The sequence below is a fragment of the uncultured Gemmiger sp. genome (assembly GCA_944388105.1).
Lineage (GTDB): Bacteria > Bacillota > Clostridia > Oscillospirales > Ruminococcaceae > Gemmiger.
Map to the genome: position 1 here is coordinate 1 of CALXHN010000002.1, position 13,947 is coordinate 13,947.

Sequence of the window (13,947 nt, forward strand, 5' to 3'; positions counted from 1 at the left end):
ACACAGGCATCGGAGACGGTGAAAGGCTTGGCCTTGATCTGGAACCGGTAGAAGGCCTTGTTGATGAGCCCGGATTTCAGCCGGTCCAACGCACCTGCCGGCAGGGTGGGGAAGTCCTGGCCGGCCCGGATGTGTGCGGCGGCCGCTTCCAGGGCCGGGTGTGCCGCCCGGATGATGGAGCGGGCTTCCTCCGGCTCGGGGGCGCCGAACATGGCAATGTAGTTTTCCGGCATGACGATGGCCGCAGTGCCCCGGTACACCAGTCCCTTGTCACGGCACAGAAGCCGGTTGGCCGGTTCGGGGCTGCCCGCCTCACTGCCGCAGGTCATGACAAAATAGGCGTCCCGGCTGCCGCGGAACTCACCGCTGCGGATAAACCGGACAAAAAGGCGGGGCAGCTGCCAGGCATAGGTGGGGGACACAAAGACCCAGGGCTTGTCCGAGGTGAAGTCGGCGGCAATGCCCTCCCGGATAAAGCGGAACGCATCGGTGCACACATCCCCCAGCCTGTCCGCCAGAAACTCGGCACAGTAGCGGCTGTTGCCGGTGCCGGTAAAATAGACGATCATAGTTTTCCCTCCCGTCAGAAGTTCCCGTCCCGGGAACGGCTTCATTGTATATCGGGACAGCGGGCGCGTCAAGGGGCGGAGGTTGCCCGTTTTGTCCGCCCCGTGGTATACTGGGAGCAGACCGGAACACAAGGACCGCAACAAGGAGGAACCCGCAATGAAACTGGGAATTCTGGGGGCCGGACAGATCGCCGGCGTCATGGCCAGGACCGTCCGCATGCTCAATCAGAACGGCCACCCGGAGGTGGAACTGTATGCCGTGGGGGCCCGGGACCTGTCCCGCGCCCGGACGTTTGCCGACGCCAACGGGGTGCAGAAGGCGTTCGGCAGCTATGAGGAGATGCTGTCCGACCCGGCGCTGGATCTGGTGTACATTGCCACGCCGCACTCTCACCATTATGGACATATCAAGCTCTGTGCCGACCACGGCAAGCACATTCTGTGCGAAAAGGCCTTCACCGTCAGCGCCCGTCAGGCGGAGGACGCCATCCGGTATGCCCGGAGCAAGGGCGTGCTGGTGACCGAGGCCATCTGGACCCGCTATCAGCCCGTGCGCCGCCTGATCCGGGAGACCCTGGACGCCGGACTCATCGGCGAACCCCGGCTGCTCACGGCCAACCTGGGATATTTCATCACCGGCAATCACCGGATCGTGGTGCCGGAACTGGCCGGCGGCGCTCTGCTGGATGTGGGGGTCTACACCCTGAACTTCGCCGAGATGGTGTTCGGCCGGCCCGATTCCCTTCATGGGCTGTGCACCAAAAATGAGAACGGGGTGGACCTGACCGACAGCATCACCCTGACCTGGCAGGATGGCCGGGTGGCCAACCTGACCGCTGCCGCCAATTCGGTGTCCGACCGGTACGGCGTGATCTACGGTACCAAGGGATACATGATGGTGGAAAACATCAACAATCCCCAGGGCCTGCGGGTCTATGACGCCGAGAACCGGCTGATCCACAGCCTGGACTGCCCTGCCCAGCTCACCGGCTATGAGTATGAAGTGCTGGAAACGGTGGACTGTATCCGAAAGGGCCTGACCGAATGCCCCTCCATGCCCCATGCCGAGACCATCCACATGATGGAGCAGATGGACCATCTGCGGGCCCAGATGGGCATCCGCTACCCCTGCGAAGAGATCGGCTGACCTTGCAAGAACAGCCCCCGCCGGACGGGAATCCGTCCGGCGGGGGCTGTTTTGTTTTGGCGTCCGGGAAAAGGCGGGTCACTTCACCCCGTAGATCTCGGCGCACAGGTCCCGTCCGGCCCTGGTGCGGAAGATGGTATCCCTGGCATGACGGATGCCCTCCTCACCCACGCCGTCCTCGTACAGGTTGACCAGAAAATCCGCCTCTACCAGGATCTGATAGTCCGGGCCGTCAATGCCGGTGTAGGTGTGATGGTGGCCCACCAGATAGCAGATGCGGTCGATGTCGGGGGCTGCAAGCCCCAGCTCTTCCAGCATGGGACGGGCGTAGGCGGGGCCTTCCTGCTCCTGCAGCTTTCCGGTGCAGCTGCCGTATTTGGCTTCCGCAGGGCGGATGCCGATATCGTGCACCAGGGCGGCACATTCCAGCACCATCTGGGTGTGGTCGTCCAGCCCTTCCATGCGGCCGATGAGCTGGGCAAAGCGGTGTACCTTCATCAGGTGCTGGATGCGCTTGGCGTCTGCCGCGTTGAAGGCCAGCATTTTGCGGGTCAATGTATCGATCAGTTGTGTGGTGTCCATGGCTGAGCTCCTTTCCGGCGGGAGACAGTTTCTCCCGTACCCCTATGATAGCGCAAACTGGCCGAAAGTTCAAAACCCCGGACCGGAGCAAAAGGAATTCCCAGTATTGCCCCGGCGGCCCTTGCCTGCCGCAAAGAGGGAAAAACGAGGAAATGATATAAAGAGTATAAAATAAGAAATATTGGGTATAAGGCTTGAAATTGCACAAAATCAATGGTACTCTGGTGACAGAAAATAGTCGATATTTCAAATAAACGCCCCGAATGTTCCAGAAAACCATGGCGTCCGGCCGGAAAATGACTTCCCTGAAAAGAAGGAATGATCCGCAAATGATATATATGATATGTTAAAGGCGGTCGAGGAAAATGAAAACGAACAGGTACACCATATTCACCGACATCCGAAGAAACAAGGCAGCCTATGCCATGCTGATCCCGGCGGCGCTGTACACCTTTATCTTCGGATACTGCACCATCCCGTACATGGTCATCGCCTTCCAGAAATTCAGTTACCGGAAAGGCATCTTCGGCAGTGATTGGGTGGGGGTGGACAACTTCCGCTTCTTCTTCGGTTCCCAGGACGCGTGGCGGATCATCGGCAACACCCTCAAGCTGAATCTGCTGTTCATCTTTTTCACCATCCTGGCGGCGGTGGCCCTGGCCATCATGATCAACGAGATCCGCTGCCGGTATTTCAAAAAGGTGGCCCAGTCCACCTACCTGCTGCCCTATTTCCTGTCCTGGGTCATCGTCAACTATATCCTGTACGGCATCATCGGCAGCAAGTACGGTCTGCTGAACCGGGTCATCGAATTCTTCGGCGGCACTGCCATCAACTTCTACAACGCCCCCGGGTACTGGACCGCCATCCTGGTGGTGGCCAAGGTGTGGAAGGACCTGGGAATGAACATGGTCATCTATCTGGCCACCCTGGTGGGCTTTGACGATGAGCTGTATGACGCGGCGGCGGTCAGCGGTGCCACCCGATGGCAGATGTGCTGGAAGATCACCCTTCCCATGCTGATGCCCACCGTCATCATGCTGGGCATCCTGTCCATCGGCAAGGTGTTTTACGGGGACTTCGGCATGATCTACGCCCTGGTGGGGGACAACGGTGTTCTGTACAACGCCACCGACGTGATCGACACCTATGTGTTCCGGCTTCTGCGCTCCACCGGCAATCCCTCCCAGGCCATGGCCATCGGGCTGTTCCAGGCCATCATGGGCTTTCTCTGCGTGTGGGGCACAAACTACATTGCCAAGAAGAAATTTGAGGAAGGAGCGTTGTTCTGATGGGCGTCGCGGCCAGAAAAGTCACCTTCGGCAAGGTGCTGCTCTATCTGTTTACCACCCTGGCGGCGGCCTTCTGCCTGCTGCCCCTGCTGCTGATGGTCATTGTCTCCTTCACCTCCGAGCAGGCCATCGTCCGCAACGGGTATTCCTTCTTCCCGGCGGAACTGAGCCTGGATGCCTACAGGACCCTGTTTGAAAACGGCGCCGAAGTTGCCCGCTGCTACCTCAACTCGGTGGGGATCACGGCGGTGGGCACCGTGCTGGCGGTCATCGTCACCTCCATGGCGTCCTATTCCCTGGTGAACCCCTCGGTCAGATACCGCAACGGCATCGCCATGTATTTCTTTGTCACCATGGTGTTCAACGGCGGCATGGTGCCCTGGTACATGATCTGCACCAAGGTGGGCCTGACCGAAAACTACTTCGCCCTGCTGATCCCCAACCTGGTGTTCAGCCCCTTCAACCTCTTCCTGGTACGCAACTACATGCGGGAGATCCCCCTCTCCCTGATGGAATCGGCCAAGCTGGACGGTGCCAACGACGGGCAGATCGCCTTCCGCATCTATTTCCCGCTGTGCAAACCCATTCTGGCCACGGTGGGGCTGTTTTACGGCATCGCCTACTGGAACGACTGGTGGAACTCCATCATGCTGGTGTCCAATTCCAATATGTACACCATCCAGTATTACCTGATGAAACTGAAATCCGATTTGAACTTCATGCGCAATCTGCAGGGCGGCGGCATCGGCGGCGGCTTCCCGCCCACCGAATCCCTGCAGATGGCCACCGCGGTGGTCACCATCGGGCCGCTGATCCTTCTGTATCCGTTTTTGCAGCGATATATCGTGAAAGGTCTTGTGATAGGAGGTGTGAAAGGCTGATTCTTTCCCTGCTGCGCGCCGCGCAGACCCGGCCCCGTGACCCTGAACGGGGCGCAACCGATCATCTTCAAGGAGGAGCTTATCCATGAAAAAAGCCATTGCTATGGTGCTGACCGCCGGACTGTGCACGGCGATGCTCGGAGGCTGCGGCCAGTCGGGCAGCAGCAATGCCACCACCGAAAACGCCGCCGCGGCTGCCGCGTCGGGGGAAAAGACCGTTGTCACCTACCTGCGCCCCGGCACCGAGGTGGACCACAATGCCGAGCTGGTACAGGCCATCAACGACAAGCTGGACGCCGACGGCACCGGCCTGCAGCTGGAAATCATGTACATCCCCTCGGATGTGTTCCAGGACAAGGTCAGCCTGATGCTTTCCACAGGGGAAGCCTTTGACCTGCTGTGCGTCATGGAAGACCAGAAGCCCTTCACTTCTTTTGTGGCCAGTGAAGGCATCATGCCCATCACCCAGTATGTGAATCAGTCCGAAAACCTGAAGCGTGTCATCCCCGACTATATGTGGGATGCCGCCACCATCAACGGGGAGATCTACACCATCCCCGCCAACTGGTGCGAGCAGGCCGACCAGAACAACTGCATCACCATCCGCCGGGAAAAGCTGGAAGAGTTCGGCCTGGAAGACCCCCAGACCATGGATGACCTGCTGAACATGTGTGAAGTGTTCACCAAAAACTGGGACGGCCCCAACAAGCCGGTGGTCATCCCTCTGTACAAGGAACCCTTTACCTATCTCTTCCGCACCCTGGACACCTATCCCTTCACGGTGCAGAAGGACCTGATCTTCATTGACCAGCAAGGCAACGTGAAAAACTGGATGGAGACCGATGAATTCCGTCAGTGCGCGGATTTCTTCCACAAACTGTACCAGGGCGGCTATGTGCCCGAGGACGTGCTCTCCGCCGGATGGTCCAGCTGGAACACCATGCTCACCGGCGATTTCATCTGGGTGGACCAGTGCCAGCTGTGGGATACCGAGCAGGTCTGGAAAGAGCGCATCCCAGGCGTGCAGCTGGATACGATCTACCTGAATCAGGAGGCGCCCCAGTTCCGTTCCAGCTCTTTCCGCAACGACACCGCCGTCTCCGCCACCTCCGAACATCCCGAAGCCGCGGTGAAATTCATGGACTGGATGTATTCCAGCCAGGAAAACTATGACCTGATGGTCTACGGCGTGGAAGGCCTGACCTGGAACGATGCGGGCAACGGCCTGTACACCAAGAACGATCCCGCCTTTGAGTTCAACGCCGACTGGATGATCGGCAACCTGGACTATGTGCGGTATCAGGAAGGCACCTACGACAAGTTCATCGAGATCATGGGCATCGAAAAGCCCGACGCCGTCAACAGCGTGGCCCTCAACTTTGTCTTTGACCCCGCCAATGTGGCCGATGAGTACGCCGCCTGTCAGGCGGAGGTGGAGCAGAGCATCTACCCCATCAAACTGGGTCTGGTCTCCTATGAGGAAGGCTACGAGAATGCCCTGGCCCGGATGAAGGCCGCCGGCATCGACAAGGTCATTGAGGAATACCAGAAGCAGCTGGATGCCTATCTGGGCAAATAAGATCGTTTGAATGAGAACCGCCCCAGTCCGGCTGCGGCCGGACTGGGGCGCATTCCGGAGGAAGCCTATGGACCGCCTGTGTCTTGACGGGAGCTACAAGCTCAACTATTTTGACCACGAGACCTTCCAAATCCAGGATGTGATGCGCCCGGACTTTTTCCCCGACGGCTGGATCGACACCCAGGTGCCGGAGGACGTGCGCACGGCGCTGCGCCGGTACGGGTATATCGACGGACATTACTACGGCAAGGATCTGGACAAGGAACGCTGGATCGATGAGAAGGACTGGGTATATTACCGCAGTTTCACGGTGGACGAAAGCTGGCGCGGCCGTGCCTGTGCGCTGTGCCTGGAAGGGGTGGATACCGTCGCCCGTGTCTTTCTCAACGGCCGGCTGCTGGGTGTGTGCCGCAATATGTTCCGCCGCTACGCCTTTGATGCCGGCGCAGCCCTGCGCATCGGGCAGGAGAACCGCCTGGTGGTGCAGGTCCTTTCCCCGGTGAACTGCACCGCCGGCATCAGCCGGGAGGGGATCTATCCCCAGGAGGACACCACCCGGATGCTGATCCGCAAGTCCCAGATGAACTGGGGCTGGGATTTCTGCGGGCACTGCCTGACCACGGGCCTGTGGAAATCCGTTTGCCTGGAAAGCCGGGACACCCCCTGCCTGACCAAGACCCGCCTGACCACCCTGTCCCTGAGCGAGGGGCAGGCCTGCCTCCGGTTCGAGTGCGATGCCCGGGCGCCGGAGGACTGCCAGGCGGAACTGGAACTGACGGCGGAAGGAAAACCGGTATACAGCGGGCGCATTGCCGGTGCCCGCACATCCGGGCTGGATTTTGTGCTGCCGGAGCCCCGCCTGTGGTGGCCCCGGCCTTACGGGGAACCTTTCCTGTATGATGTGCGGGTCACCCTGCGGCAGGGGAGTACCCTGTGGGAGGAGCGCCGTTTCCGGTTCGGGGTACGCACCGCCGAACTGCTGCAGGACCGGGACGAGGGCGGACGGGGATTTGTGTTCCGCATCAACGGCCGGCGCCTGTTCATCCGGGGCGCCAACTGGGTGCCGCTGAACTGCGTGTATGCCGAGATTACCGACCGGGACTACGACCGCGCCTTTGCCCGGGTCCTGGACTCCAACCTGTCCATGCTGCGGGTCTGGGGCGGCGGTATTTATGAGTCGGAACATTTCCTGGACCTGTGCGATGAAAACGGGATCATGCTCTTTCAGGACATGATGCTGGCCTGCGGCATTTTCCCCCAGGACGACTGCTTCCTGCAGCAGGTGTATGAAGAGGTGGCCGAGGTGGTGGACCACTGCTACAACCGCACCTGCATCGTGATCTGGTCGGCGGACAACGAGCTGGATGAGGCCTACCGCTGGTACGACAAGCTGCCCGAATTCCCCACCAACCGGGTCAACCGGGAAGCCGTGCGGCGGGCCGTGCTGGAAAACGATTCCTCCCGGCCCTTCCTGGTCAGTTCGCCCTGCAGTCCCTTCCCGGAAGAGGAGGGGGGCGATGACCCCAACTCCGACCGGCAGGGAGACATGCACCTGTATCTGACCCGCTTCAAACAGGGGGATGAATACTACTACAAAAAGATCCTGGAATACAAACCCCGCTTCCTCAGCGAGTACGGGTTCAGCAGCCTGCCGTCCGAACCCTCCTACTCCCGGTTCAATTTCCGGCGGGGGGCGCTGGACCTGGTGCGCAACCCCTGGCTGGCCCAGCTGGACTGGCTGGCCCGCCTGGGGGAGGCAGGGGAGAAGGACCCCATCCTCTACTATTCCCAGTTCACCCACGCCCAGGGACTGAAATACTGGATCGAGTATCTGCGGTCCCTCAAGTGGCACTGCGGAGGGTCCCTGTACTGGAAGTTCAACGACCCCGTGGCGCCCAACCGGGAAGATATGCTGTTTCCCTCCCTCATGTCCTCGCTGGACTTCTACGGCCTGCCCAAGATGGCCTATTACTATGCCCGCCGTGCCTACGAAGACCGGATCCTGGCTTTCCGGGAGGAAGCCGACGGAAGCCTGTGCGTGTACGGCTGTTCCGAGACGGAGCAGGACCTGACCGGGGAGCTGACGCTACGGCTGATGGACTACGACGGCCGCCTGCTGTGGAGCTGCCACCAGCCCGCCTGCCTGCCGGCGGACAGTGCCGCTGTGCTGGGGTGCTTCCCGGCCCGGGTGCTGGCTTCGGCGCCGCCCTTCCGCTGCTATGCGGCGGCGGAGTTTGATGGGGGCGAGAGCCGGCTGTGCAACCTGTTCCATCTTACCGAGATCGGGACCTGGGACCGGGTCTGCCTGCCCAGGGCCACGCTGCAGGCGGAACTGCGCTGCCTGAGCCAGCGGGAGTACGAGCTGTCCATCCGGACGGATGCCTTTGCCCAGGATGTCATGGTGGAGATTCTGGATGCGGATGTATATTACTCCGACAATGCCTTCTGCCTGGAAAAGAATGATTCCCGCCGGGTGCATATCCGGCTGAGTGAAGCACCTCCCGCCTGGATGCGGGTGCGGGTGCGGGCCGCCAACGGGGACCCGGTCTGTTTTGGCTTTGCGCCGGAAAGGAACTGCCATGAAAATCCATCCCATTGACTGGAATGCCCGGGATCTGCGCTGTCTGGATGAGCTGGCCCCGCTCCTGGGGCTGGAACGGGCCGAGGACGGCATGCCCCTGCGTCTGTGCAGGGCGGCCTCCCCGGGCTGTGCCCTGCAGGCGGGGGAAGGGGTGCTGCGGTATGCCCACCGGGTACAGATCTGGCGGCAGCTGGGCATCCTGTGCGCCGAAGCCGCTTGTGGTGCCGGATTTGACCGCACCGAGACCCCCGCGTACCGGGAACTGTGTGCCATGCTGGACTGCTCCCGCAACGGGGTGCTCACCCCCGAAGCGGTGAAGGACCTGACCCGCCTGCTGGTCCTGATGGGATATACCTCCCTGCAGCTGTACACCGAAGATACCTACCGGATCGACGGGCAGCCCTATTTCGGGTACCAGCGGGGGGCCTATACCCGGGAAGAACTGGCTGATATGGATGCCTATGCGGCGGATTTCGGGGTGGAACTGGTGCCCTGCATCCAGACGCTGGCCCATCTGGACTGCGTGCTGCGCTGGAAAGAGTACGAGGACGTGCGGGACCTGGGCAACATTCTGCTGGCGGACGAACCCCGGACCTACGACCTGATCCGGCGCATGTTCGCCCAGATGGCCGGCAGCCTGCGCAGCCGCCGCATCAACATCGGCATGGACGAGGCCCATATGCTGGGTCTGGGGCAATACCTGGACCGGTTCGGGTACCGGGACCGCATGCAGATCATGCTGCGCCACTACCGCCGGGTGGTGGACATCGCCCACGAGTTCGGATATGAACCCATGATGTGGTCGGATATGTTTTTCCGTCTGGCCACCCATGGGGAATATTATACCGATGGGGAACTGGACATCGACCCCGCGGTCCGGGACCTGGTGGGCGGGGATGTGACCCTGGTGTACTGGGATTACTATACCCTGGAAGAGGAAAAGTACGACCGCATGTTTGCCAGCCACCAGAAGATCTGTGACCGTCTGGCCTTTGCGGGCGGCGCCTGGAAATGGGAAGGTCCCTGCCCCAACGCCTGGTACAGCCGCGCGGTGGCACCGGTGGCCCACCGCAGCTGCCGCAAAAACGGTGTCCGGCAGGTCCTTGTCACCGCCTGGGGCGACAACGGGGACGAATGCCCGGTGTATGCGGTGCTGCCGGCCTTTCAACAGTGGGCGGAATTGTGCTATACTGATGATAACGAGGACGAATCCTGGCTGGAGCGGCGCTTCCGTACCTGCACCGGCGGTTCGTACCGGGATTTCCTGCACCTGGGGGATGCCGCCGTCATGCCGGACAATCCGGCCCCGGGACGGTGCGGGGTGAACCCCGTCCGGGCGCTGCTGTACCAGGACCTGCTGGGCGGCCTGTTCGACGCCCATGCCGACGCGGCCCAGCCGGCCTATCTGCAGGCCTGTGCCCGCCGGATGGCGGAATGCCGGGACCGGGCGCCCCGCCGCTGGCAGTATCTCTTTGAGACCCAGCGCGTGCTGGACACGCTGCTGGCGGACAAGTGCACCCTGGGTCTGGAGATCCGGGACGCCTACGCCCGCCGGGATATCCGGGCCCTGCTGCAATGCCGGGAAAAGATCCAGGCCCTGCTGCCCCAGGTGGAAGACCTGCTGGCCGCGGTGGAGGAACAGTGGCTGCGGGAAAACAAGATCTTCGGTCTGGATGTACTCCAGCTGCAGCTGGGCGGCCTGAAAGAGCGGCTGACCTTTGCCGCCCGCCGTCTCCAATCCTTCACCCGGGGCAAGGTGACGCGCCTGGAAGAACTGGAAGAACCGCCGCTGCCTTTCTACGGCAGCCAATGCAGGGAAAAAGCGGTGGTCTCTCCGCCATGGCGCAGCATCGTCACCGCAGGCAGCCACTGAACCAAATCCGACAGGGGGCGTATCTGTATGAAACAGGTTCCGCTATATGAACAGATTCACGACACGATTTTGACCCAGATTGATACCGGGGTGTATCCTCCCGGGGAAAAACTGCCCTCTGAAAAGGAACTGGAAGGAATCTACCATGTCAGCCGGATCACAGCCAAAAAGGCCATGAATCTGCTGGCGGAAAGCGGGCGCATTGTGCGCATGCCGGGAAAGGGCTCCTTTGTGGCCGCCCATACGGCGGCCCTGCCGGGGGCTTCGGCGGGGCCATGCCCGCTCATCGGCCTGATCCTGGACGGCTTCAGCCCCAGCTTTGCCTACCATATCCTGCACAGCATTCAGTCGGTGTGCGAGGAGGAAGGCTACAGCCTGGTGCTGCGCTGTTCCGGCGGCAGCCTGGAACGGGAGACCAAAGCCATCGAAGACCTGGTGGCCCTGGGTGTCCGCGGTCTGATCATCATGTGCGTACATAATGAAAACTACAACGAGCGCATCCTGCAGCTGGTCATTGACAAATTCCCGGTGGTGACCATCGACCGGCAGCTCAAGGGGCTTTCCGTCCCCTTTGTGGGCACCGACAACGTCAGCGCTGCCCGGGAACTGACCCGCGGGCTGCTGGAACAGGGGTTCCGCCGCATCGCCTTTGTGCGGCCCGAAGCCCACGAGACCATCACCCTGCTGGATCGCCAGACCGGCTTTCAGCTGGCTTTCAACGATTACGGCCTCATTGCCGATGAATCTCTCTGGATCACCAATCTCCGCTCCACCCTGCCGGAAAGCACCGGCGAGGAATACGGCAAACAGGATATTGCCATTGTGGAGGAATACCTGCGCAGCCATCCCGAAACGGAGGCCTTCATGGCCAGTGAATACAATCTGGCGCGGATTCTGAAATACTGCCTGGAAAAGGCGGGGCGCTACCGCGAGGATATGATCGCCTGTTTCGACGGGCCGGAAGTGTTCCTGGGCGAAGCGGAATTCACCCATGTGGCGCAGGGAGAACGGGAAATCGGCCGTGCCAGCATGGAACTTCTGCTCAAAACCATCCGGGGGCAGGACCGTCCCATGGCTGTGCTGGCTCCCTATCGCATTATCCGACGAAACGAACGAAACTGGGGGTAACACGGGCATGAAAATACCCGAAATCCTGCAACAAAAAGCCACGGAACTGGAACAATACTATCTCAGCCGGCTGCCGGAAGCGGCGCCGCTGGTCCGGCGGTGCTTCCTGAACACCATCGAGACCACCGTCAAGCACACCGGGGATGATTATTTCGTCATCACCGGGGATATCCCGGCCATGTGGCTGCGGGATTCCACCTCCCAGATCTCCCATTATGTGCGGTATGCGGGGCAGGACCCGGATCTGCGGCAGATCGTGGAGGGGGTCCTGCGCCGTCAGGCCCGCATGGTGCTGGTGGATGCCTATGCCAACGCCTTCAATGAAACGCCCAACGGCCGCTGTTTTGCCCGGGACCGCACCGAGCACCATCCCCAGGTGTGGGAGCGCAAATACGAGGTGGACTCCCTGTGTGCACCGCTGTATCTGCTGCACCTGTACTGGAAGACCACCGGCCGCACCGGAATTTTTGATGGGGACATCCGCCGCATGATCCTGCGTATCCGGGAAGTCTTTGCCTGCGAACAGCATCACGAAAATTCCGCCTATTCCTTTGAGCGCACCGGCTGTGTGGAGACCGATACGCTGCCCTGTGCCGGCCGGGGCAATCCGGTGGCGTACACCGGCATGACCTGGTCGGGGTTCCGGCCTTCGGATGACCGCTGCGTGTACGGGTATCTGATCCCCGCCCAGCTCATGGCCGTCAAAGCCCTGGAATTCGGGGCGGAGATGCTGCGGGCGGTGTACGGGGACGAGCCCTCCGCTTCCCGCTGCGCAGACCTCGCCGGTCAGATCGAAGCCGGTGTGCGCCGGTACGGTCTGGTGGACCACCCCCGGTTCGGGCGCATGTATGCCTATGAGACGGACGGCCTGGGCCATTCTCTGCTCATGGACGACGCCAACTGTCCCAGCCTTCTCTCCCTGCCCTATCTGGGCTGCACCACACCGGAAGATGAGGTGTACCGCAACACCCGCGCCTTTATCCTTTCGGAGGAAAATCCCTGTTATTTCCGGGGCCGGGTCCTGCGGGGCGTGGGCAGTCCGCACACCCCGCAAAATTATGTGTGGCCCATCGGCATCACCATGCAGGCGCTGACCAGCCGGGACCCGGCGGAGATCCGTTCCTGCCTGGAACTGCTGCTGGCCAGCCACGCCGGCACCGGCTACATGCACGAGTCGGTGCATGTGGACGATCCCGCCCGCTATACCCGTTCCTGGTTTGCCTGGGCCAACAGCCTCTTTGCCGAACTGCTGATCCGCATCCGGGAGAGCGGAATGCTGGATTGAACATCCTGCCAGAAAACCAGGCCGGTGACGCTGCCGTCACCGGCTTTTGTTCTGTCCCCGTGCGCCCCTTGGCAGAACGGGAAAACGTGCTATAATGGAAATCACCTGACATGTGTTGTGGAAAAGAGGCTTCCTGTGGCAAAAAAGAACGATATGCAAAAACATTTTCTGACCTGTGAAAAAAACTGGGTCTACTTTACCCTGATCTGTGTGGCGGGGTTCTGGGGGGCTTATACCTATCTGCTGCGCGGGGGCATCTTCTGCAACGCCCAGACCGGCAACGTGGTGCTCATGGGTCTGGCCCTGGGTTCGGCCCAGTGGGGCAAGGCCCTGTATTACCTGGTGCCCATCTCGGCGTATATCCTGGGAGCCTTCGTCTCCGAACTGCTGCCCAATCCACTCAAACACCGGCTGAAGGTCCGGTGGGACACCATCCTCATCTTCATTGAGATGCTGGCGGTGCTGGCGTTGGGGTTTGTGCCCGACTCCGCTCCGGTGCAGATCTCCCAGGTGGTCATCAACTTCATCGCCTCCATGCAGTACAATACCTTCCGGCAGGCGGAAGGGGTGGCGGTGGCCACCACCTTTGTCACCAACCACATCCGGCAGGTGGGGGTGGGGCTGGCCACCGAGCTGCGTCACCGGCATAACCCGGACAAGTCCCACCGCCGCAAATGGGGCCGCCATGCAGGGATGCTCTTCTTCTTCATCACGGGCGCCGTGGTGGGCACCGTCTGCGGCAACCTGCTGGGCGGGCGGTCCATCTGGGTCACGCTGCTGCCCCTGTGCGTCATCTTTGTCACCCTCCTCCATGCGGACCTGACCACCGAGCGGGCCCTGGTGGAACAGAAACCTTCCGGCCACTGACGGCCGCAGCAAAAGGCAGGGAGCTTCTCCCTGCCTTTTTTTCATGGGTTCGGCTGTTTCCGGGCCGGTCCGGCAAAGGCTGCCCTTGCGCATCTCCCGTCCGGCGTACTATAATAAAACATAGCAAGGTGCAGTCGGGCGGAGCCCGGAACTGCAGACAAGG

Annotated in this window: 11 protein-coding genes; 9 read left to right on the forward strand and 2 right to left on the reverse strand. The window is 61.1% G+C overall.

From position 1 onward, the window contains the following. A partial coding sequence (locus Q0K17_RS00330; protein WP_294538430.1) for an EFR1 family ferrodoxin occupies positions 1-569 on the reverse strand: 569 nt, incomplete at its 3' end. A gap of 157 nt (positions 570-726) precedes the next feature. Between Q0K17_RS00330 and Q0K17_RS00335 the strand changes: the two genes are divergently transcribed. Then, positions 727-1,716 (forward strand): Gfo/Idh/MocA family oxidoreductase, encoded by a 990-nt coding sequence (locus Q0K17_RS00335; RefSeq protein WP_294538432.1) that lies wholly within the window; start codon positions 727-729, stop codon positions 1,714-1,716. A gap of 78 nt (positions 1,717-1,794) precedes the next feature. On the opposite strand, the gene Q0K17_RS00340 is transcribed toward Q0K17_RS00335, so the two are convergent. Further along, positions 1,795-2,298: an HD domain-containing protein gene (locus Q0K17_RS00340; protein ID WP_294538434.1), complete on the reverse strand. Its 504-nt coding sequence runs from the start codon at positions 2,296-2,298 to the stop codon at positions 1,795-1,797. A 365-nt stretch (positions 2,299-2,663) separates the two neighbouring features. Here Q0K17_RS00340 and Q0K17_RS00345 point away from each other — a divergent pair, with 365 nt between their 5' ends. From Q0K17_RS00345 to Q0K17_RS00380, 8 genes are all read left to right on the forward strand, one after another. Continuing rightward, complete coding sequence (locus Q0K17_RS00345) at positions 2,664-3,590, forward strand: ABC transporter permease subunit (RefSeq protein WP_294538436.1); 927 nt, start codon at positions 2,664-2,666, stop codon at positions 3,588-3,590. Further along, a complete protein-coding gene (locus tag Q0K17_RS00350; RefSeq protein ID WP_294538438.1) occupies positions 3,590-4,471 on the forward strand; it encodes a carbohydrate ABC transporter permease in 882 nt (293 codons plus the stop codon). The genes Q0K17_RS00345 and Q0K17_RS00350 overlap by 1 nt, the downstream gene beginning before the upstream one ends. Positions 4,472-4,556: 85 nt before the next feature. Then, positions 4,557-6,050 (forward strand): extracellular solute-binding protein, encoded by a 1,494-nt coding sequence (locus Q0K17_RS00355; protein ID WP_294538440.1) that lies wholly within the window; start codon positions 4,557-4,559, stop codon positions 6,048-6,050. Positions 6,051-6,117: 67 nt separating this feature from the next. After that, on the forward strand, positions 6,118-8,649 hold the full coding sequence (locus Q0K17_RS00360) for a glycoside hydrolase family 2 protein (protein WP_294538443.1): 2,532 nt from the start codon (positions 6,118-6,120) through the stop codon (positions 8,647-8,649). Continuing rightward, on the forward strand, positions 8,630-10,504 hold the full coding sequence (locus Q0K17_RS00365; protein WP_294538445.1) for a beta-N-acetylhexosaminidase: 1,875 nt from the start codon (positions 8,630-8,632) through the stop codon (positions 10,502-10,504). Before Q0K17_RS00360 ends, Q0K17_RS00365 begins: the two co-directional genes overlap by 20 nt. A 27-nt stretch (positions 10,505-10,531) precedes the next feature. Then, positions 10,532-11,632 (forward strand): GntR family transcriptional regulator, encoded by a 1,101-nt coding sequence (locus Q0K17_RS00370; protein WP_294538446.1) that lies wholly within the window; start codon positions 10,532-10,534, stop codon positions 11,630-11,632. 7 nt (positions 11,633-11,639) lie between these two features. Next, entirely contained in the window at positions 11,640-12,917 is a 1,278-nt protein-coding gene (locus Q0K17_RS00375) for a glycoside hydrolase family 125 protein (RefSeq protein ID WP_294538448.1), read from the forward strand. Positions 12,918-13,070: 153 nt separating this feature from the next. Further along, entirely contained in the window at positions 13,071-13,784 is a 714-nt protein-coding gene (locus Q0K17_RS00380; protein ID WP_294538450.1) for a YoaK family protein, read from the forward strand. Positions 13,785-13,947 lie beyond the last annotated feature (163 nt).